This is a genomic window from Salinisphaera sp. (genome assembly GCF_002729955.1).
Taxonomy (GTDB): Bacteria; Pseudomonadota; Gammaproteobacteria; order Nevskiales; family Salinisphaeraceae; genus Salinisphaera.
In genome coordinates this window covers 110,626-131,404 of sequence record NZ_PBYA01000032.1, presented here as the reverse complement: position 1 = coordinate 131,404, position 20,779 = coordinate 110,626, and the positions used below count along the sequence as shown (strand labels likewise).

Annotated in this window: 21 protein-coding genes; 7 read left to right on the top strand and 14 right to left on the bottom strand. The window is 64.2% G+C overall.

Annotated features, from left to right (window positions below; all coding sequences use genetic code 11):
- Positions 1-96: 96 nt before the first annotated feature.
- Entirely contained in the window at positions 97-663 is a 567-nt protein-coding gene (gene dcd, locus CMN27_RS09690; protein ID WP_293625956.1) for a dCTP deaminase, read from the top strand.
- A 15-nt stretch (positions 664-678) separates the two neighbouring features.
- On the opposite strand, the gene CMN27_RS09685 is transcribed toward dcd, so the two are convergent.
- The 3 genes from CMN27_RS09685 to purM form a co-directional block, all read right to left on the bottom strand.
- Positions 679-1,329 (bottom strand): DUF3108 domain-containing protein, encoded by a 651-nt coding sequence (locus CMN27_RS09685; RefSeq protein ID WP_293625954.1) that lies wholly within the window; start codon positions 1,327-1,329, stop codon positions 679-681.
- Positions 1,330-1,408: 79 nt separating this feature from the next.
- Positions 1,409-2,101, bottom strand: a complete 693-nt coding sequence (gene purN, locus CMN27_RS09680) for a phosphoribosylglycinamide formyltransferase (RefSeq protein ID WP_293625952.1) — start codon at positions 2,099-2,101, stop codon at positions 1,409-1,411.
- The gene (gene purM / locus CMN27_RS09675) at positions 2,098-3,141 is read right to left on the bottom strand and encodes a phosphoribosylformylglycinamidine cyclo-ligase (protein ID WP_293625950.1); all 1,044 of its coding nucleotides are present in this window, start codon (positions 3,139-3,141) and stop codon (positions 2,098-2,100) included. The genes purN and purM overlap by 4 nt, the downstream gene beginning before the upstream one ends.
- A gap of 302 nt (positions 3,142-3,443) precedes the next feature.
- Here purM and CMN27_RS09670 point away from each other — a divergent pair, with 302 nt between their 5' ends.
- Together CMN27_RS09670 and hda are read left to right on the top strand one after the other, a co-directional pair.
- The gene (locus tag CMN27_RS09670; RefSeq protein ID WP_293625948.1) at positions 3,444-4,496 is read left to right on the top strand and encodes an AI-2E family transporter; all 1,053 of its coding nucleotides are present in this window, start codon (positions 3,444-3,446) and stop codon (positions 4,494-4,496) included.
- Positions 4,497-4,524: 28 nt separating this feature from the next.
- On the top strand, positions 4,525-5,211 hold the full coding sequence (gene hda / locus CMN27_RS09665; protein ID WP_293625946.1) for a DnaA regulatory inactivator Hda: 687 nt from the start codon (positions 4,525-4,527) through the stop codon (positions 5,209-5,211).
- Between the two features lie 342 nt (positions 5,212-5,553).
- On the opposite strand, the gene CMN27_RS09660 is transcribed toward hda, so the two are convergent.
- The 8 genes from CMN27_RS09660 to CMN27_RS09625 all read right to left on the bottom strand — a co-directional run bounded on the left by CMN27_RS09660 (position 5,554) and on the right by CMN27_RS09625 (position 11,578).
- Positions 5,554-5,910: a DUF2069 domain-containing protein gene (locus CMN27_RS09660; RefSeq protein WP_293625944.1), complete on the bottom strand. Its 357-nt coding sequence runs from the start codon at positions 5,908-5,910 to the stop codon at positions 5,554-5,556.
- Positions 5,910-6,527 carry an NAD(P)H:quinone oxidoreductase gene (wrbA, locus tag CMN27_RS09655; protein ID WP_293625942.1) on the bottom strand — a complete coding sequence of 206 codons (618 nt, stop codon included), beginning with the start codon at positions 6,525-6,527 and terminating at the stop codon, positions 5,910-5,912. The genes CMN27_RS09660 and wrbA overlap by 1 nt, the downstream gene beginning before the upstream one ends.
- On the bottom strand, positions 6,524-6,910 hold the full coding sequence (locus CMN27_RS09650) for an arsenate reductase family protein (protein WP_293625940.1): 387 nt from the start codon (positions 6,908-6,910) through the stop codon (positions 6,524-6,526). The genes wrbA and CMN27_RS09650 overlap by 4 nt, the downstream gene beginning before the upstream one ends.
- Positions 6,911-6,996: 86 nt before the next feature.
- Entirely contained in the window at positions 6,997-7,557 is a 561-nt protein-coding gene (locus CMN27_RS09645) for a transglycosylase SLT domain-containing protein (protein WP_366515441.1), read from the bottom strand.
- Between the two features lie 172 nt (positions 7,558-7,729).
- The gene (locus CMN27_RS09640) at positions 7,730-9,430 is read right to left on the bottom strand and encodes a proline--tRNA ligase (RefSeq protein WP_293625936.1); all 1,701 of its coding nucleotides are present in this window, start codon (positions 9,428-9,430) and stop codon (positions 7,730-7,732) included.
- A gap of 105 nt (positions 9,431-9,535) precedes the next feature.
- Positions 9,536-9,946 (bottom strand): M67 family metallopeptidase, encoded by a 411-nt coding sequence (locus CMN27_RS09635; protein ID WP_293625934.1) that lies wholly within the window; start codon positions 9,944-9,946, stop codon positions 9,536-9,538.
- A gap of 76 nt (positions 9,947-10,022) precedes the next feature.
- Positions 10,023-11,006 carry a cation transporter gene (locus tag CMN27_RS09630; RefSeq protein ID WP_293625932.1) on the bottom strand — a complete coding sequence of 328 codons (984 nt, stop codon included), beginning with the start codon at positions 11,004-11,006 and terminating at the stop codon, positions 10,023-10,025.
- Positions 11,007-11,050: 44 nt separating this feature from the next.
- Positions 11,051-11,578: a L,D-transpeptidase family protein gene (locus tag CMN27_RS09625; protein ID WP_293625930.1), complete on the bottom strand. Its 528-nt coding sequence runs from the start codon at positions 11,576-11,578 to the stop codon at positions 11,051-11,053.
- A 199-nt stretch (positions 11,579-11,777) separates the two neighbouring features.
- On the opposite strand from CMN27_RS09625, the gene CMN27_RS09620 reads away from it, so the two are divergent.
- The 4 genes from CMN27_RS09620 (at position 11,778) to CMN27_RS09605 (ending at position 17,409) form a co-directional block, all read left to right on the top strand.
- On the top strand, positions 11,778-12,791 hold the full coding sequence (locus tag CMN27_RS09620; protein WP_293625928.1) for an isocitrate dehydrogenase: 1,014 nt from the start codon (positions 11,778-11,780) through the stop codon (positions 12,789-12,791).
- 474 nt (positions 12,792-13,265) lie between these two features.
- Positions 13,266-15,353, top strand: coding sequence for a bifunctional diguanylate cyclase/phosphodiesterase (locus CMN27_RS09615; RefSeq protein ID WP_293625926.1), 2,088 nt, complete (start codon positions 13,266-13,268; stop codon positions 15,351-15,353).
- An 11-nt stretch (positions 15,354-15,364) separates the two neighbouring features.
- A complete protein-coding gene (gene kaiC, locus CMN27_RS09610) occupies positions 15,365-17,071 on the top strand; it encodes a circadian clock protein KaiC (RefSeq protein ID WP_293625924.1) in 1,707 nt (568 codons plus the stop codon).
- Positions 17,072-17,076: 5 nt separating this feature from the next.
- Positions 17,077-17,409, top strand: a complete 333-nt coding sequence (locus tag CMN27_RS09605; protein ID WP_293625922.1) for a circadian clock KaiB family protein — start codon at positions 17,077-17,079, stop codon at positions 17,407-17,409.
- Positions 17,410-17,423: 14 nt separating this feature from the next.
- Here CMN27_RS09605 and prmC read toward each other — a convergent pair whose 3' ends face one another.
- From prmC to hemA, 3 genes are read right to left on the bottom strand one after another with little or no spacing between them, the layout of a single operon-like run.
- On the bottom strand, positions 17,424-18,275 hold the full coding sequence (prmC, locus tag CMN27_RS09600; protein WP_293625920.1) for a peptide chain release factor N(5)-glutamine methyltransferase: 852 nt from the start codon (positions 18,273-18,275) through the stop codon (positions 17,424-17,426).
- 10 nt (positions 18,276-18,285) lie between these two features.
- On the bottom strand, positions 18,286-19,371 hold the full coding sequence (gene prfA, locus CMN27_RS09595) for a peptide chain release factor 1 (RefSeq protein ID WP_293625918.1): 1,086 nt from the start codon (positions 19,369-19,371) through the stop codon (positions 18,286-18,288).
- The gene (gene hemA, locus CMN27_RS09590) at positions 19,368-20,681 is read right to left on the bottom strand and encodes a glutamyl-tRNA reductase (RefSeq protein WP_293625916.1); all 1,314 of its coding nucleotides are present in this window, start codon (positions 20,679-20,681) and stop codon (positions 19,368-19,370) included. Before hemA ends, prfA begins: the two co-directional genes overlap by 4 nt.
- Between the last annotated feature and the right edge of the window lie 98 nt (positions 20,682-20,779).

Here is a 20,779-nt window from a genome sequence, read left to right as displayed (position 1 = left end):
ATACGCGATCATGGCGGCCGGCTCAGCCCGCGGATAGGCGTGGGGTGCGACAAGCAGCTAAACTGCGCGCTTTGCCCGCCGCGCAGAGTCGAGTCGATGAGTATCAAATCGGATAAGTGGATCCGCCGCATGGCCGCCGAACACGGCATGATCGAGCCGTTCGAGCCCGGCCAGGTCAAGGAAAACGAAACAGGCCGCATCGTGTCCTATGGCGTGTCCAGCTACGGCTACGACGTGCGCTGCTCGCCGCATTTCAAGATATTCACCAATATCAATACTGCGGTGGTGGATCCGAAAGCCTTCGACCAAAAGAGCTTTCAGGATTTCGAGGGCGATACCTGCATCATTCCGCCCAATTCCTTTGCTCTGGCCTCGACGGTGGAGTATTTCCGTATTCCGCGCAGCGTGCTCACCATTTGCCTCGGCAAGTCCACCTATGCCCGCTGCGGCATTATCGTGAACGTCACGCCGCTGGAGCCGGAGTGGGAAGGCCACGTGACTCTGGAATTCTCGAATACCACCACGCTGCCGGCGAAGATCTACGCCAACGAAGGCGTTGCCCAGATGCTGTTTCTGGAATCGGACGAGGTCTGCGAAACGTCCTACAAGGATCGCGGCGGCAAGTACCAGGGCCAGCGCGGCGTGACCCTGCCGCGCACCTGATATGCCTGGGGTGCGCTAGCGATCGAGCGCGGTGAGCTGCATGCGAAAGACGCCGGTCTTGGGTTTTTCGTGCTCGACCTGTACCGGAATCCAGTCGGCTTCGCGGGCCAGCCAGAAGCGCAGCCCGCGCTTGGGGTCGTCCACGCGCTCGATCTTGAGCGTATCGTAGCGCCCGGACGGGGTCTTGATACGCCCGCCATCGCTGGCGCGCAGGCGATAGGTCTTCTGTTTCTTTTCGTCGATCAGGGCGAAATCGCGCTCGCCGGCGGCATTGGGATTCGCCGCGCCGGCCACCCAGCGGCGGGCCGCGAACTGAATCGACAGCGGATCGAAGGCGCTATCGCCGAGCGGCATGACCTTGCTGTCGCCGGCTTCGCTGCGATAGGTGACTTCGTGCTGCGACCAGTCGAATTCGAGGCTGTAGCTGTCCTCGGCGTTGCCTTCCATGTGGTGGGAAAAGCGCTGCGGCCGTACCGTGCCATCCTCGATACAGAAACGGCTTTCGTCGATGACCTGGCCCACGAATACGCGCACCACGGCGTTCGGGTTGGCTTCACCGCGAAACACGTAGCAGTCGTTGCCGCCGTCGCGCGCCAGCGAAAAGCGCGTGGTGCCCAGCGCGACCGCGCCGCGCTTGACCTTGAACTGGGCATCGAAGGTTTGCATGACATCGGCTCCGGCAACGGGGGACACAAACAGGGCGGCTAAAAGCAGACACAGCCCGAGGCTGCGTTTGCGATGAGGTTCATGAGAGGGCGATTTGGTCGTATTCGTCATGCGGGCAGTCTTCCTGCAGGCGCTGGTCGCGCCAGACCACGCCATCCTTGAAAAACACGCGCCCGGCAACGAGTTCGGCGAGCACGGCCGGATAGAGCCGCTGCTCGACTTCGGTCATGACCCGCTCGGCCAGGGTTTCGGGGGTATCGTCGGCGGCGACGGCGATACTGCCCTGGCGGATCGTCGGGCCGTCGTCCAGATCGGGCGTCACGAAATGTACGCTCGCGCCGTGGCGGGCGTCCCCGTTCGACAACGCGCGCTCGTGGGTGTTCAACCCCTTGTAGCGCGGCAGCAGCGACGGGTGGATATTGATCAGTTTCGCTTCGAAGCGCTCGACGAAGGCCTGGCTCAGGATGCGCATGAAACCGGCCAGCACCACCCAGTCCGGGCGGGCGGCGGCGATACGCGCGGCCAGCGCGCGGTCGAAATCCTCGCGGTGCTTGAAGCCGCCGGCTTCGATGCACACACAGTTGAGCCCGGCCAGCCGAGCGATCTGCATGCCGGGCGCGTCGGCCCGATTGCTGATCACCAGCGCGATCTCGGCGTCGAGTTTGCCGGCTTCGATGGCCTGGATGATCGCCTGCAGATTGCGTCCGCGGCCGGAAATCACCACCACCAGCCGCGAGGTGTGCTCGCCCGGCTTCTCGGTTTGGCTACTCAAACCAGGCGCACAGCGTCGTCGGTGGCGTTCTCGCGGGCGTGGATACGGCCGAGTTCGAACACCTGCTCGCCGGCGCCGGTGAGCACATCGATGGCCTGGGCCACCTGATCCGCCGGTACCACCACGCAATAGCCGATCCCGCAGTTGAAGGTACGATCCATTTCCGCGTCGCTGACATTGCCGGCCTCGGCGAGCCAGTCGAACACGGCCGGGCGCGTCCAGGCACTGCGCTCGATGGTGGCGGCCAGATGCTCGGGCATCACCCGGGCGAAGTTCTCGGCCAGCCCGCCGCCGGTGATATGGGCCATGGCCTGCACGTCGACCTCGGCGAGAAGGGCCTGAATGGCCTTGACGTAGATACGCGTGGGCGCGAGCAGGGCATCGGCGAGGCTCTGTTCGCCCAGGCGGGTTTCCAGGGTGGCGCCGGCCACGTCGAGAATACGGCGAACCAGCGAATAGCCGTTGGAATGGGCGCCGGACGAGGCCAGGCCAATCACGACGCTGCCTTCGCTCATGCGGCTGCCATCGATGCGCTTGTCGTATTCGACCACGCCCACACAGAAGCCGGCCAGGTCGAAATCGCCGCTGGCGTACATGCCCGGCATTTCGGCCGTTTCCCCGCCGATCAGCGACGCGCCCGCCTGACGACAGCCCTCGGCAATACTCTTGATCACCGGCGCGGCCACCGCGGCATCGAGATGGGCCGTGGCGTAGTAGTCGAGGAAGAACAGCGGCTCGGCACCGGTGACCAGCACGTCGTTCACGCACATGGCCACCAGGTCGATGCCAATGCCGTCGAAGCGCTGTGCATCGATGGCCAGGCGCAGCTTCGTGCCGACCCCGTCGGTGCCGGACACCAGTACCGGGCGCCGGTAGCGATCCACCGGCAGTTCGAACAGCCCGCCGAAACCGCCCAGGCCGCCGATCACTTCCGGTCGGCGGGTCGCTTCGACCGGTTCGCGTATTTCGTCGACCAGGCGGTTGCCGGCATCGATATCCACGCCGGCGTCGGCATAGGTCAGGGAAGGACGTTGGCTCACGTGAAATCGCTCGCGGTTGAAGGAGGTTGAGCCCGTGACGGCGGGCAGCGCATGTTATTGTAACGCGGGTATCCGGGCGTGTTGCCAGCGCCGCGCCTCGGATCGATCGTGACTGCCCCGCGCAGCGCGACCGTGTTGCGAACCCGTGGCCTGCCGGGCACGCCGGGTTGTCGCGCAGGGGCCGGGTTTCATCGTCGTTTTCATGCCGAGGTATTCGTGCGACACCACTGGATTGACGAGCGCCGAGCCTATGCCGGCCGCGCGAACGACCTCTCGATGACCTTGGCGAACGGGTCGCGGCCATGAGCAAGACCCAGCGCAACATCGCGATCGGCGGGTTCCTGTTCATCGCGCTCACCGTTTGGTTGCTGGGCTCCATTCTCACGCCATTTCTCGTCGGCGCAGGGCTGGCCTACGTCTGCGACCCGATTGTCGACCGGCTCGAGCGGCTGCGCATGTCGCGTACCGGCGGCGTGGTGGTGGTCTTCGCGGTGGTGACCGTGGTGCTGTCGTTATTGCTGCTGCTGTTGCTGCCCCAGCTGCAGAAACAGCTCAATACGCTGATCCAGAACCTGCCGCGCTATCTGGACTGGATTCAACGCACGACCGCGCCGTATCTCGGCTCGCTAGGCCCCAATGGCCAGTCGCTGGACGTGGAGGCGATCAAGACGCTGATCGCCGACAACTGGGGCACGGCCGGCGGCTTTGCCTCCACGGTCGCCAAGAAGGCGTTCTCATCGGGCACGGCGCTGATGGCCATCGTGATGAACATGCTGCTCATCCCGGTGATCATGTTCTATCTGCTGCGCGACTGGGACCATATGGTGGCCTGGATCAAGTCGCAGCTGCCGCGCCGCTATGTCGGCACGGTCAGCGAACTCGCCCAGGAAACCGACCAGGTGCTGGGCCAGTTCATTCGCGGCCAGCTGCTGGTGATGACGGTGCTGGGCTCGATTTATATCGTGGGCCTGTGGCTGGCCGGTCTGGATCTGGCCCTGGTGATTGGTCTTGGCGCGGGGCTGGTGAGTTTCGTGCCCTATGTGGGCGTGATCAGCGGCCTGCTCGTATCGAGTGTGGCCATGCTCGTGCAGACGGGTGATCCTTTTCAGCTGGTCTGGGTATTCGTGGTGTTTGGCATTGGTCAGGTACTCGAGCAGGTGATTTTGCAGCCGCTGCTGCTTGGCGATGCCATCGGCCTGCATCCGGTATGGGTGATCTTCGCTGTGCTGGCCGGCGGCCAGCTGCTGGGCTTTGTGGGCGTGTTGATCGCCTTGCCGGTGGCCGCCGCGATGGCGGTGATCGTGCGCTATGGCGGGCGTCAATGGCGCTCCAGCCGTGCCTATCTCGATCACTGATGTTGTTGTATTCGAACAGGCCGCGGTGATGGCGACACAGTTGATTCTGGGGGTCCAGCTGCCGCAGAGCGCGACGCTCGATGCGTTCGTGGGCGAAACCAATGCGCCGGTACGGGCCGCCGTGGCACAGATCGTGGACGGGCGCAGCGAACGTCTGTTCCTGCACGGCCCCGAAGCCAGCGGCAAGACCCATCTGCTGCAGGCGGCCTGTCGTGCCGCGGGTGACGCCGGCGATCGCAGCGTGTATGTGCCGCTGGATCAGGTGGCCGATCAGGCCGAGTCGCTGCTGGCGGGTCTACAGGATATGGACTGCGTGTGTGTCGACAACGTGGCCGCCATTGCCGGCGACCGCGATGCCGAAATCGCGCTTTTGAGCCTCACCGACGGCCTGCGTGCCCGCGGCGGGCGTTTGTTGGCCGCCGATCGACGGCCGCCGGCCGAACTGGGGCTGGCGCTGGCGGATCTGGCCAGCCGCCTGGCCTGGGGCGGGACGATGGCGACCGCCGAACTCGACGATGCCGACAAGCACGCCCTGCTCATCGAGCGGGCAGCCCAGCGCGGCATGGAAATGCCCGATGCCACCGCCCGCTGGTTGCTGCGCCATGGCGAGCGCGACGTGCCGGCGCTCATGGCCGCCCTCGACACGCTCGATCATGCCTCGCTGGCGGCCCATCGGCGGCTGACCATTCCGTTCGTCAAGCAGACCCTCGGCTGAAGCCGGGCGGCGCCGGCCCGGCGAGCGGGGTTTCTCGCCGCGTACTGCGTTTTGAGAAGCCTTGTCCGCAGATCGACGCAGATTCACGCAGATGAAAAACGGGCGAGCGCCGCCGGCGCTCGCCTGAGACGCAGGCACCGCGCAAAGTCGGCGCCGCCATGTGCCCTGCCGATCCGCGGATAACCGTAGATACAAAGTTCAGCAGTTGGTCTGAACGCAGGCTGCCTGGCCGTCGAACGATCTGTCTTTCGCTTTATTCGCGTGTCTTCGCGTTCATTTGCGGACAATCTGCCCGCGTTAGCGCAGCGCGCCGCGCTTTATGACGGATCAATAGGGCAATGCTCAGGCGTCAGGGCGCTGGGCTTCGCGTTCGCGTGCGTCCCACTTCGCGAACACCACCGTGCCCACGAACATGGCGATGCTTGCCCCAAGACAAAGATCGACCGCGATGCTGGGCGCGCCGGAGATATATTCCACCATCGCATAGGCCATATAGAACAACGCCGCCATCGAGGCCCAGGCCGCGGTATAGATACGGGCACGGGCCAGGCCGTTTAGCGAGGCCAGCAGCGGCAGGCTGAAGATCGAGGCCAGCAGCAGCCGCTCCATGGTGTGCACGCCGGCAATCCAGAACAGGCTCGCGATCAGGGCGATATTGCCGAGTACGGCCAGCAGCAGTGCGTAGCGAGACCAGCGCATCAGTGATCGCTCAGTTTGAGCGCGGTCCGCGCGACGCGCTCACCTAGATTGCGGGCGAGCTGTTTTTCGATATCGGTCAGCGGCTTGTCGCCGATCACGCCGGAGACATGGCTGGCCCCGTAGGGCGTGCCGCCGCTGTCGGTTTCCGCCAGGAGGTTATCGGCGGTATAGGTCAGCCCGACGATGAGCATGCCGTGGTGCAACAGCGGCAGCATCATGCTCGTGAGCGTGGTCTCCTGGCCCCCGTGCAGGCTGCCGGTCGAGGTAAATACGGCGGCCGGTTTGTCGGCCAGCGTGCCGGAAAGCCACTGACCGGAGAGCGTATCGATGAAGTACTTCAACGGCGCGGCCATGTTGCCGAATCGGGTCGGCGAGCCGAGGATCAGGCCGGCACAGTTTTCCAGGTCGTCGTGGGTCGCATAGGGCGCGCCGTGCTCGGGCACGGACGGCGCGCTGGCTTCGGTATCGGGCGAAACCTCGGGCACGGTGCGTACGCGTGCCTGCATGGGTTTGACCTTGGCGATACCGCGGGCGACCTCGTTGGCCAGTGCGGCAGTGGCGCCATTGCGGCTGTAATAGAGCACGAGAATTTCGTTGCTCGCGGAAACGCTGCTCATGAATCGGATTCCTGATCGGATGCGACGAGTTCGAATACGCGCTCGGGCGGGCGAGCGATGACGGCGGCGGTCTCGGTGGCGAGCACCGGCCGCTGCATGAGAGCCGGCTGGGCGGCAAGCAGGGCGATGACCGTATCGCGATCCAGCTCTGCCGAGGTATGTCCGCTGTCGGCAAAGGCCGCATCGCCGGTACGCACCAGCGCGGCAGGCGCGCTATCGAGCGCGTCGATCAGGCGGCCAAGCTCCGAGGCCGTCGGCGGCTCCTGTAGATAATCGACCACGTCGGGCTTATGGCCCGCGCCTTCGAGCAGCTCGAGTGCGGCGCGCGATTTGGAACAGCGCGGGTTGTAGTACAAACGCATGAAGTACCAGCGGTCGTTCAACGGCGGCTTATCCTGCGGCGCATGCGTCGACAACGCAACGCCCGGCGGACTCGAATACGACCCGCGAGAGCCCAGTCAGACCTTGTTTAGCGAGCGTACCAGCGGGCCTGGAGGGCGCTGGCCACCCGTGACGGATACCAGTACTCGCCCAGGCTGCCGTTGTAGCGCGCCAGCGCCCGGGTGAGATCGCCGTTCTCCTTGTCGAGATAGAACGCCAGAATGGTGCAGCCGTAGCGCAGGTTGGTGCGCATGTCGAAGAGGTTGTCGTCAGGCCGGCCGATTTCGTCGATCCAGAACGGCATGATCTGCATCAGCCCGATGGCGCCGGCCGACGATACGGCGAAGCGCTGGAACGCCGATTCCACCTGAATGAGCGATAGCACCACCTGCGGGTCGAGTCCGGCGCGGCTCGCCTCGGCGTGCACGGTCTTGAGCAGCGCCATACGCCGGCCGACGTCCGGCATGAGCCGTTGCAGTCGCGTGGACATGTCGAGCAGCCATACTTCGGCTTCGAAGCGGTTCGAGAACGTGGCCGAGTCCTTGACCGCGCTCATCAGCGCCTGACGCAGGGCGGGATCGACGGCCTCGGGCTGGGCGGCAGCACTGTGGGCGGGCGTGCTCGCGAACAGCGCCCAGCCGAGCGCCATCACCGAAACCAGGCGCACGAGCCGGGCGGATACGCCTGCCAGCGAATACGTTTCGAACAAAGCCTGCTCCCCCCTGTCGGCCGAACCCGCGCCCCCAATACGCGTCGCATCCATTCATACGGGCATGAATGGCCACGGGCTATCGTAAGCAATCCTCGATCGTTATCGGCGTCTAGCGGCCCAACTTTTGCCGCAGCGCTTCAACGCTGTATTCGATCTCGCTGTTTTCGCTGTCGCGCCGACCCTTGTACTCGAGCGTGCCGGCCTCGATGCCGCGATCGGAGACCACCACGCGATGCGGAATACCGATGAGCTCGGCGTCGGCGAACATCGGGCCCGGTCGCAGCCCGCGGTCGTCGAGGGCGACGTCGATGCCCAGCTGGCGGCATTCGGCATAGAGTTTGTCGCAGGCCTCGCGTACCGCCGCCGACTTGTCGGCCTTGATCGGAATGATGACCAGCTCGAAGGGCGCGATTGCGGTCGGCCAGCAGATGCCGGCGTTGTCGAAGCACTGTTCGATGGCCGCCGCCACGATGCGCGATACGCCAAAGCCGTAGCAGCCCATCTGCGGGGTGATCGACTTGCCGTTTTCGTCGAGCACGCTCAGTTCGAGCGCGCGGCTGTACTTGTCGCCGAGCTGGAACACGTGGCCGACTTCGATACCGCGCAGAATCGACAGCGGCGAGCCGTCCGGGCTCGGATCGCCGGCCACGACGTTGCGCAGGTCGGCAAACTCGGGCTCGACGGCGTCGCGGCCCCAGTTGAAGTTCACGAAATGGGCGCCGTCGTAGTTTGCGCCCACCGCCATGTCGGCCGCGTTCTGCACGCCGTAATCGGCAATCACGCGCAGGTTCACGTTCACCGGGCCGAGCGAGCCGGGGCCGGCGCCGAAGTGTTCGCGAATGGTCGATTCGTCGGCGAACTGCAGCGGGGTGGCAATACCGTCGATGCCTTCGGCCTTGATCTCGTTGAGGCTGTGGTCGCCGCGCAGCACCAGCAGCACCGGTTTGTCGTCCTCACCCATGACCACGATCGCCTTGGCCGTGGCTTCAGCGGGCAGTTCGAGGGCAGCGCACAGATCGGCAATGGTGGCGACGCCGGGGGTGTCCACCTTGCGCAGCTCGCCGCCCGGGGCCGGGCGCGGGGTATCGCTGGCGCGGGTGGTGGCGGCTTCGATATTGGCCGCATAGGCGCCGTTCTCGGCCACCGCCAGTTCGTCCTCGCCGCTGTGAGCGAGGACGTGGAATTCCTCGGACTTGGCGCCGCCGATGGCGCCCGAGTCGGCGGCGACGATGCGATAGTCCAGGCCGATGCGATCGAGTATGCGGGCATAGGCTGCGCGCATGACCTGATATTCGCGGTCCAGGTCGGCCTCGTCCATATGGAAGGAGTAGGCATCCTTCATGATGAATTCGCGGGCACGCATGAGGCCGAAGCGCGGCCGGATCTCGTCGCGGAACTTGGTCTGGATCTGGTAGAAGTTCACCGGCAGCTGCTTGTAGCTGCTGATATCGCGCTTGGCGTAGTCGGTGATGACTTCTTCGTGGGTCGGCCCGAAGCAGTACTGGCGCTCGGCGCGATCGGTCATGCGCAGCATGAGATCGCCCATGGCTTCCCAGCGACCGCTCTGCTGCCAGAGTTCGGCCGGCTGCACGGCCGGCATGAGCACCTCCAGCGCGCCTGCGGCGTCCATCTCCTCGCGCACGATGCTCTCCACCTTGCGCAGTACCCGAATGCCCAGCGGCGTCCAGGTATACAGGCCGGCGCCGAGTTTGCGGATCATGCCGGCACGCAGCATCAGCTGATGCGACACGATCTCGGCATCGGCCGGGGTTTCCTTGGTGGTGGACAGGGCAAAGGCGGATAGACGCATGGGCGAAGGCCGGTTGGGTCGATGAGCGAATCAGCCCGCGATTCTACAAAAAAGCGCGGCGGCTGACCGACAGCGTAGGGCGGGTCAGGGCGTTCGGCTGGCCGATCAGTCCAGAATCGTGAGCACGCGCTCCTGCATGGCATCGCCGTCGCGCTGCCAGGCACGCATTTCCAGCACGCCCTTGATGTTGAGCGAAATGATCAGATACAGCGCCTGCGGATAGCCCAGGCCTTCGAGATCGTGGACGGAGGGTTCGGGCGGCGCGCTGGGGTGGGAGTGATAGATCGCCAGCATCTCTTCGCCGCGGTCACGCATGTTGCGCAGCGCGGCGATCTGCCCGGCCGGGTCCATCTCAAAACGCCGAGCCGGATCGGCCGCGACGTTTGTGACCGGATAGATTTCGTAGGGTATGCCGTCGCGCTGGCTGAGAAAGCCACACACTTCGGCATCCGGCTGTTTCTGGGCTTCGAAGAGCAGGCGCGTGGCCAGCATCCGACTCATCTTTACAGGGGACACGCCAAATTCCTTGAGCAAAACGATGCGCATGATAGCGCCCGCGATCTATCTGCACGAGCGCCGCCGGTTACAAACCTCAGCGCGGTGTGCGTATCGCATCCGCGCAACGTGCGCCGGTTACCGGCACCAGTTCGAAATCGAGCAGGCGCCAGTCCATTGCTTGGATATCGGCCCGTGCCTCGGCCAGCTGGGTGACCAGCGCTGGCGTATCCGCCTGCGGGCAAACGAAGGCGATGCCGGTCAGGCGTCGGCCTTCTTCGCGCAGTCGGACCCGGGCATCGCTGATCCAGGCCAGCGAATTGAGCCGATCGCGAATGCGCCCGCCGAGCGGATCGACCCGGCTGCTCCCCAGTTCACGCGGCACTTCGTCGATGAGATCGCATACGGCGGTGTAAAGATGTCGCCCGCCATGGCGCAGGATATCGGCGCCGATGAGCAGGGTGGCGATAAAGTCGGCCCACCACAGGCCCAGGCCGATGCCGACCACGCCGACAATCGCCGCGCCGCCGGCCAGCCAGCTCGCGCGGCCCATGGTGGCGTCGGCATACAGGCCCTTGTCGTGCAGATCGATCGCCAGGCGCTGGCGCGAACGCCCGGCGATGACCGGCACGAGCATGCTGTAGGTCAGCGCGGCAAGCACCGGCCAGCCGGGCCATTGCAGCAACGGCTGCGACCACAGGGCGCCCAGCGCGGGGTGTTTGAGCTCGCCCAGCCCGCGCAGTGCCACGTAAAGCAGGTACAGACCCATCGCCGAAAGAGCCAGGGCGCCGCTCAGGAATGCGATGGTACCGGCGCGATAGAAGCCGTAGGGAAAGCGCGGCGTCGGCCGCAGGCGCTCGATACGACAGGCGACGATGAAGGCCAGAGGCGGCAACAGCGCCCACAGGCTCTTCAGCCAGATCGCGGTCAATGCCTGGGCCGTGCCGAGCGCAAGATAAAGCACGGCGACAACGCTGATACGCAACACCAGCGTCAGCCATTCGATGCGCAGGGCGCGGCGCAGCGCCTTACGCTTGTCGGCGGGAAGCGCGTTCGGCGTGCGCGGCTCGTGCGGCGTCATGGGCGCGGGCGGGCGTCGTGTTCAGGCCGGCCTGAGTGGCCCGGCTACGGATAGATATGAATTCGGGTGCCGTCGTAGACACGGTCCCAGATCGTGTCGATCGCCTGGTTGGATACGGCGATACAGCCGTTGGTCCAGTCGCCTTCGCGCTCGCGATCGTCGTAGTCCGGCTGGCCATGGATCATGATCAGATCGCCCGGATCCACGCCGCGGGCGTCGGCCTCCTCTCGGTCGCGGGCGTTCGGGTAGGAGATATGGATCGAGCGGTGGAAGATGCTGTCCGGATTGCGCCAGTCGAGGTAATACAGGCCCTCGGGCGTGCGGTTGTCGCCGCGCTTGCGCTTGGTGCCGATCGGGTTCTTGCCGAGGGCGATCGGGAACTGCTCGACCATCTCGCCGTTGGCGTAGAGATACATCACCCGGTTGGCCTTCATGACCACGACCAGGTCGACCGGCGGCTTGAAGTCGTCGTCGAATTCGTCCTGGGCGAGGGTGACGGTCGGCGCCACGAGCGCGAGCGCCGCGAGCGTTAAAAGCAGCAGACGAATGTATGAAGTCGCGTTCAAGCGCATGGTCGGCTCGTGTTGAGAATCGAAAAGCGCGCCACGGCGCGCCCCGCGAGGCAATTCTGCCGCGCGCTGTGCTCGCGTGCCAATAATTACGGCGCCATGTCGGCAGGCGATGCGGTGCTAGGATGGAATCAGCAAGAGGTCAGGCGGCCCGCGCAGGCGCGGCGCGCCTCCCGTATTTCCCCAGCCTAGAGGAATCGAGATGAGCAAAACGCCGGTCACAGTCATCAAGGGCGACGGCATCGGTCCCGATATCGTCGATGCCGCCCTGCGGGTACTCGAGCGTCTGGATACCGGATTCGAGTACGAGGAAGTCATCGTCGGCCAGGCCGCGCTCGATGCGGGCGAGTCCGACGTCATGCCGGAGTCTGCGCTGAAATCCATCGAGCGCACCGGCCTGGTGCTCAAAGGCCCGGTAACGACCCCCTCCGGCAAGGGCTATCGCTCGGTCAACGTGGCCATGCGCAAGCATTTCGACCTGTATGCCAACGTACGGCCCACGCTGTCGATGCCCGGCACGCAGTCGCGCTACAACAATCTCGACATCATCACCGTGCGCGAGAATACCGGCGGCATGTATTCCGGCCAGGGCCAGAAGGTGTCCGAGGATGGTAACCGTGCCGAGGCGCTGTCGGTGATCACGCGCTCCGAATGCGAACGCATCATCCGTTTCGCCTTCGACATGGCGCGGGCACGCGGGCGTCGCAAGGTCACGCTGGCACACAAGGCCAACATCATGAAATCCACCTCCGGGCTGTTTCTGGAAGTGGGGCGTCAGATCTCCGAGGAATACGACGATATCGAACACGACGAGGTGATCGTCGACGCCTGTGCGATGAAGCTGGTCATGCACCCCGAGCGCTTCGACGTGATCGTAACGACCAATCTGTTCGGCGACATCCTCTCTGACCTGTGTGCCGGCCTCATCGGCGGGCTGGGGCTCGCGCCGGGCGCGAATATCGGCGAAACCTGTGCCATGTTCGAAGCGGTGCATGGCAGCGCGCCGGACATCGCCGGCAAGGGCATTGCCAACCCCACCTCGGTCATTCTCGCGGCCGCGCTGATGCTGGAACACGTCGACCAGCCCGAAAACGCCAATCGTCTGCGGCGTGCCGTGCGCTCGGTGGTTGCCGAGCACGATCGCGTCACGCCCGATCTGGGCGGTAATGCCACCACCGAGCGGTTCACCGACGCCGTAATCGAACGACTCGGCTGAACCTTTCAATGCGCGCGTCTGCACTCAACTTGGTGCGGCGCCGCGCTTGGGTGTCGGCGCCGTGGGGCGCCGTAATCAGCGCACGAATCGTGCGTCACCTGGCCGCCGAACCACCGCTACGTATGCGCGGGTAATTCGGGTTGCCCGCGCGTTCAGCGCCGATCCATGCGGCGTTGACGTCCGGACTGTAACCAATTCGTAGTATGCGGGCTTGTTTCGGGTATGCCTCGGTAGTCGTGTGCGTAATCTTACTGATACCTCTTCGTGCTTTTAAACGACCCAATGGGTGCGAGGGCGCCACGGCCACGCGCTGCAGGGCTGAGGCTAACCATGGCATGCACGGCATATCGAAAGCCGCCGCTTTGGGAGGATATCGCGGAGGTCCTACCCACCGCGGGCGCTGGCCGTAAGCAGATGTGCCAGGGTAATCACGTGTCTTGGCGAAGGCTGGGCGCGCAGGAGATATGGCAGCACATGACCGAGTACGAGTATCTGGTCGAAAACAGCCCGGCCGCGTTATTTCTGGTGGATCTGACCGGCACGATTCTCGAAGCCAACAATGCTGGCGCTCGCCTGCTGGGTCGTTCCCGCGCCGAACTGGTGGGGCTCGCCGGCCGCCAGTGGCTGAAAACCAGCGACCCTCGGGCACGCGCGCTGGCGGGCGGAATCAACGACGCGGGTAGTTCGGATATCGAGGTCGCGCTGCACCACGCCGACGGTTTCGACTTCAGTGCGCGCCTCGACGCCCGTGTGTTCGAACATCCCGATCATGGCCGTGTGGCGAGCGTGGTTTGCCGATTAAACGCAACACTGCCCGTGGCATCCGGCGATGACACAGGCGATATCGCAAAGATCGCGTTAAGCCATATCGACGAGGCTGCGGTGCTGGTAGGCGCCGATGGAAGAATCCGCGCTCTTAATACCGCCTATACCCGTATTACCGGCTACAACGAGGCCGAGGCGGTCGGCCAATCTCTTGAGCTGGACGGCGGGTCGCATGAAAGCGATCTGCTGACGCAGGTGATCGATGGGCTGGCACCCGGGAAACGCTGGACCGGCGAAGTGCACAACCGACGGCGCGATGGCCAGCGATACCCGGCCTTCGTCAAGATTACGGCGCTTGCACCCGGCGAAGAAACCGCTTCGGCCCAGTTCGTGGTCGTTTTTCGGGATCTGTCGGCCGACAAGGCCTATGAGGCCCGCATCGAGTACCTCGCCCACTACGATACGCTGACCGGTCTGGCCAACCGTACGATGATCGAAAAACGCGCCGAGATGTCGCGTATGGCGGTCGAACGCGACGGGCGTCATCTCGCGCTGTTGTTTCTCGATCTGGATGGCTTCAAGGCGGTGAACGACTCGCTGGGCCATGCCACGGGCGACAAATTGCTATGCCATGTGGCGGATCGTCTGCGCAGCGCGGTGGGCGAGCGCGATCTGGTGGCGCGGCAAGGCGGCGACGAGTTCGTGATTCTGCTCGATTCGATTGCCGAGCCCGAGGATGCCGCCTATGTGGCCAACCGGATTCTGAACACGCTGAAAGTGCCGCTCACGCTCAATGACCAGACCGTGTTCACGACCGCCAGCATCGGCATCAGCTGTTATCCCGACGACAGTCAGGATTTGACCACGTTGCTGCGCAATGCCGATATGGCGATGTATCGGGCCAAGCGGCTCGGCCATGGCCGCTATGTGTTCTATCGCCCGGAAATGGACGCCAACGCGCACTGGATGCTGCAGCTACGCAACAACCTGCATCGCGCCCTTGAGCTCGATGAGCTGCATGTCTACTACCAGCCTTTTGTGGATGTTAATTCCGGCGAAGTGACCGGAATCGAGGCCCTGCTGCGCTGGCAAAACGATGAACTGGGCATGGTGTCGCCCGCGGATTTCATACCCATCGCCGAGCAGACTGGCTTGATTCTTGATATTGGCCACTGGGTGCTGCGCCAGGCCTGTCAGGAACTCCAGCGCCTGCATGAGCGCGGCTACGATCACCTGCGGGTGGCCGTGAACCTTTCTGCACGCCAGTTCCGCCAGACCGATCTCGTGGATCAGATCGCCGCGGTGCTCGAAGAAACGGGGCTCGACAGCCGCCATCTCGAGCTCGAAATCACCGAAACCGTGCTCATGGAGCAGGCCGGTGCCACGCTCGATACGCTGCATGCGCTTCAAGCGCTGGGTGTGGCCGTCGCGCTCGACGATTTCGGTACCGGTTATTCGTCGTTGAGCTACCTGCGGCGCTTTCCCATTACCTATTTGAAGGTCGACAAGTCGTTCGTGGACGGCATACCCGCAGAAAAGGGCGACTTGACCATCACCCGCACGATCGTCGCCATGGCAAGAAGCTTGGGCATCCGCGTAACCGCCGAGGGCGTGGAAACGCTCGCCCAGCGTCGATGGCTCAAGCACTGGCACTGCGAAGAGGCACAGGGCTATCTTTACAGCATGCCGCTGGCGGCCGACGATCTGGAATGGCTGCTAGCCAATCACGAGTTGTTGCCGGTGGGAGATGAAACCGGCAGGCTGCGACACGATTCGTTCCCCGTACTTGAAGAATAGGCTCCGTGCCGATGCAAAAATTCGCTGCAACCTCGCGCTTGCCCACGGGCGTGGATGGTCTGGATGCGCTACTGGGTGGCGGTCTGCCGGATCGCCGACTTACGCTGGTCTATGGTGCCACCGGTGTCGGCAAGACCGTGCTGGCGCTCGAAATACTCGTGAACAACGCTCGCGCCGGCCGGCCGGGTATTGTGGTGGGGTTCGAAGAAGGCCCCGACGAACTGATCGAAAATCACGTCACTTTCGAGTGGGGGCTGGCCGAAGCCGCGGATAACGAAATCCATCTGATGGCCGCACGCGTTGAGGACGAATTTCACAACGTCGGTAAATTCGATATATCCGGCCTCCTGGCCGCCATCGAAGCCAAGATCAAGCAGACCGGGGCAAGATGGGTTCTCATCGACGGGCTCGACGCCTTGCTGGGTACGCTGGGCGACCGGGTGGCCGCGATGCGCGAGCTTTTCCGGCTAAAACACTGGCTCACGGATTGCGGTGTCGCCGTGATTATGACCGCCAAGCTCGATGACTATGACAGCATCGGTGTTGGCCACTTTCGCGACATGCCTTATGTCGCCGATTGCGTCATTCGCCTGCGCAACATTCCGCATAAGCGCACGTTTGCGCGCACCCTGCGGGTGGTCAAGCTGCGCGGCGGAGAGAGCAGCGGCGCCGAGATGCCGTTCGTCATCCGCAGCAGTGGCGTGCTGGTGGCCGAGCGCGAGAACTATCCGCTCACGGCCAAGGTATTCGATGAACGTATCGGCAGCGGCGTCGCGCGTTTGGACACGATGTTGCGGGGCGGGCTGATCCGCGGCAGCAGCGTGCTGGTTTCGGGGCCGCCCGGCGCAGCAAAGACCAGCCTGGCCGCCTGTTTTGCACGCCAGATGGCAGAAAACGGCGAGCGCGTGCTCTATATCAGCTTCGACGAAGCGGGGGATCAGATCGTCGAGGATCTGCAGTCGGTCAGCATCGACCTGCGGCCCTATGTCGACGCCGGTCTGCTGCAGATGCACGGTGTGCTCGCCGGCGCCACCAGCGCAGAAGCCCACTATATCGATATCCATCACGCGATTCGCCAGTTCGCGCCGGAGCACGTGATTATCGACCCGGTTTCGGCATTGGTGAAGTCTGGCGGTCTGGATATGGCGGTGGATGTCACCGATCGACTGCTGGATCTTGCCAAGGCGAGCGGGATCACCCTTTATCTGACCGCGCTCTCGTCGAGCCAGACCTTCGTGGTAGATATGGAAAGCCATCTGGCCAATATCGTCGATGTATGGGTCGGGGTGAGCTACCGCGTGGATGAAGGTGAGCGCAATCGCGCGCTGTCGGTGATCAAGGCGCGCGGCATCAATCATTCGAACCAGATACGCGAGCTGACCATCGACGATACCGGACCGGCTCTGGCCGATGTCTATATTGCGAGCGGCGAGATGCTAATGGGATCGGCTCGGCTGCGCGAGGAGCAGGAAGTCGAAGCCCGGGTGCACGAAGAGCAGCAGGCATACGAGCGCGACAGACAACGGATGCAGACTGGCATGGCCGAGACCCGCGAGCAGATCGCGACGCTCAACAGTCAGCTCGAGCAGCAGCGCCAGGAACTCGAACAACTGGAGCAGCAGGCCGAGGATTACGTTCGCCGGCGCGCCGATGACCGTGGACGTCTGTTACGCAGCCGCGGTGCCGATGCAAACGATCATCGGCTCTCCGACGAATGAACACAATGAGCGATGTAGAACCCGGAGAGTGCGGGATGGAAAAAGAGGGGTCACCGGATTCGCCGCGCGTACGTTTATTCGTCGCGGGCGATGCGCCGAGTTCCCGTCGCGCAAGGCGCGCGATCGAGGAATTGCTTGGCGTGCACGACAGCGTGGATAAAAGTCGGTTCGAAATAGTCGATGTTCTCCGCGAACCCGAGCGCGCGCTCGAGTCCCGGCTTCTGGCCACGCCCACGTTGATCATCGAAAAGGGTGAGACGGTCAGTCGTTATGTCGGTGACCTTTACGGGCGTGAGGATATTCTCGAAGAACTCTCCCATCTGGCCCGATCGGCCTGAGCACGGCGCGGCGATTAGCTGCGGTGTACGCCGCCGTGTGTATCGACGAACGCGCGGGTCACCCGCTCGTTACCGGCGAGGTCGCGACGGGTTTCCACGTGCTGCCAACCGGCAAACATAGCGCGCACCGCCGCGCCCTGATCGGCGCCATGCTCGAGGTAGACCGCGCCGCCCGCCGATAGATGGCGGCCGGCGCCGGCGATGATCTGTTCTAGATCTGCCAATCCCTGCCGGGCGGCGACAAGTGCGGTCGACGGTTCATGCGTGAGGGCGGCGAGGTGGCTGTCCCCGGCGGCGATATACGGCGGGTTGGATACGATGATATCGAAGCATCGGTCGCCGACTGCCTCGAACCAGGGCCCCAGGGCGAACTCGAGCCGGGCCAGGCCGAGCCGGGCCGCGTTGGCGCGCGCGCAGTCGAGCGCCTGCGAACTTGCGTCCGTGGCGGTCACCCGCCAGGCCGGGCGTTCCTCGGCCAGGGCCAGGGCGATCGCGCCGCTGCCGGTGCCGAGATCGAGCAGTCGGCGCGGTTCGGGGCCGTGCGCTTCGAGTACCGCTTCGACCAGTGTTTCGGTATCCGGGCGGGGAATGAGTACCGCCGGTGACACATCCAGCTCGAACGTCCAGAAGCCGACGCTGCCCACGAGATAGGCGAGCGGTTCGCCCGCCGCGCGCCGGGCAACGAGTGCGGCGAACTGCTGGCAGACGGCGTCGTCGACGTCGTCTTCGGCGTGGATCACGAGCCAGCTATGGTTCACCCCGAGCACGTGTTCGAGCAGCAGCCGCGCATCCAGATCGGGGCTGTCGCTATGCGCGGCGAGGCGGTCGCGGGCACCGCGGCGCAGCGCATCGACGGTTGAGGTCACGATGTGGCGATCAGGCCGCGCCCATTTCGGCGAGCAGATCGGCCTGATGTTCGCTGGTCAGGGCGTCGACGATCTCTTCGAGATTGCCCGCCATGACGTCGTCGAGCTTGTAGAGGGTGAGGTTGATGCGATGGTCGGTGACGCGCCCCTGCGGGAAGTTGTAGGTGCGGATACGCTCGGAGCGGTCGCCGCTGCCCACGAGTTTCTTGCGGGTGGCGGCCTGTTCGCTGGCCTGCTTGTCCTGTTCGGCGGTCAGCAGCTTGGTCTGCAGCAGGCTCATCGCCCGGGCACGGTTCTTGTGCTGGGAGCGCTCCTGCTGGCATTCGACCACCACCCCGGTGGGGATATGGGTGATACGGATCGCCGAGTCGGTCTTGTTGACGTGCTGGCCACCCGCGCCGGCGGCACGGAAGGTGTCCACGCGCAGATCGTTGGGATCGATCTTGATCGCTTCGATCTCGTCGGCTTCGGGTAACACCGCGACCGTGCATGCCGAGGTATGGATACGGCCCTGGGATTCGGTGGCAGGCACACGCTGTACGCGATGCGCGCCGGATTCGAACTTCAGCCGTGAAAACGCGCCGGTGCCGATCAGGCGCGAAATGACTTCCTTGTAGCCGCCGTGTTCGCCCTCGCTGGCGGACAGGATCTCGACCTGCCAGCCCTGTTTCTCGGCATAGCTGGAATACATGCGCAACAGGTCGCCGGCGAACAGCGCCGCTTCGTCGCCGCCGGTGCCGGCACGGATTTCCAGGTAGAGATTGGCGTTGTCGTTCGGGTCGCGCGGGATAAGGTGCTTGCGCAGCTCGGCCTCCAGGCCGACGAGGCGTTCTCTGGCGTCGTCGAGCTCGGCTTCGGCCATTTCTCGCAGCTCGGCCTCATCGGAGTTTTCCATCTCTTCGAGATCGGCTATTTCATCGACCAGTGCCCGCCAGGCGCGGTAGTCCGCTGCCAGCGATTCGAGCTGGGCATATTCCTGGGACATGCGCCGGAACTTGTCCTGATTGCCGATAACCTCCGGGTCGGATAGCGAATGCGCGAGGTCTTCGTGGCGTTCGACCAGTTCCTCGAGCTTGGCGCGCAGGGAGTCTTTCATTCGTTGTCTTCTATGTTCGTCTTGGAAACCGGTTCGCGCGGGCTGCGTGCATGCGTTTCGCTGTCGAGCTGGAACAGGTCCCGGGCGCCGGTCAGCAGTTCCTGCTGATGGGCGCCTCGTGCCTTGCGCAGCGTCGCGCTGGGCTCGTGCATGAGCTTGTTGGTCAGCGTGCGGGCAAGATACGCGAGTACGTCGTCTGCGTTCTCGCCGCGCGCCAACCGCCGGCGGGCTCTGGCCAGCACGTCTTCGCGGGCGTTGTAGGCCTGCTCGCGCAGATCGCGAATGGTATCGATGGCCTGACGCGAATCCAGCCAGTCTATGTATTCCTCGATGCGCACATCGAGCATGCCGTCGGCCAGCGTGGCCGCCTTTTCGCGCGAACGGCGATTATCGTCGATGACGCTCTGCAGGTCATCCACCGAATATAGATAAATATCCTCGAGTTTGCCGGCGGCGGGATCGATATCGCGAGGCACTGCCAGATCGAGGGCAAACATGGGCTTGCGTCGACGCTGTCTTACCGCGTCGCGTAGTTCATCGAAGCTCACCAGATAGCCGGGGGCGGCCGTCGACGAGATCAGCATGTCGGCTTCGGCCAGGTGGGCGGCGATATCGTCGAGGGCGATCGCATAGCCGTGATAGCGGGTGGCCAGCTCCTGGGCGCGCTCGACGCTGCGATTGGCGAAGATCATGCGTTGCACGCCCGCGTCCGCAAGATAGCGCGCGGCCAGGTCGACGGTCTCGCCGGCGCCGATGAACATCGCCGCGGTTTCGGACAGGTCGGCAAAGATCTGGCGTGCCAGGCTTACGCCGGCATAGGCGACCGATACCGGGTTGGCGCCGATATCGGTCTGGCTGCGAATCTGTTTGGCGACCGCGAAGCTGTGTTCGAAAAGACGGGTGAGCAACGGCCCGGCGCCACGCGCGGCACGGGCGCTGCGATAGGCGTTTTTCATCTGGCCGAGAATCTGCGGCTCGCCCAGAATCATCGAATCCAGCCCGGCAGCCACGCGCAGGCTGTGGCGCACCGTTTCGCGATCGCGGTGGATATAGAAGTAGGGCGCCATGTCGTCGTCGTTGAGCCCGCGCTGTTCGCACAGCCAGTGGCGCAGCGCGCCATCGCCCGGCGCGTCGGTCACCGCATAGAGTTCGGTACGGTTGCAGGTCGACAGGATCGCGCCCTCGTACACATGCGGCAGGCGCAGAAAATCGTCGAGCGCCGCATCGAACTGCTCGGGCGGAAACGCCGCGGTCTCACGGACCGATAGCGGGGCGGTGATATGGTTCAGACCGACGGTCAGCAGCGTCATGACGTTATTCTACCGCGCCACGTCGCCTGCGCGGTGCGGTTTGCGTAGCCGTTGCTTTGATCGTCGCGCTATCATTGACTTATGCATACTATTAACCC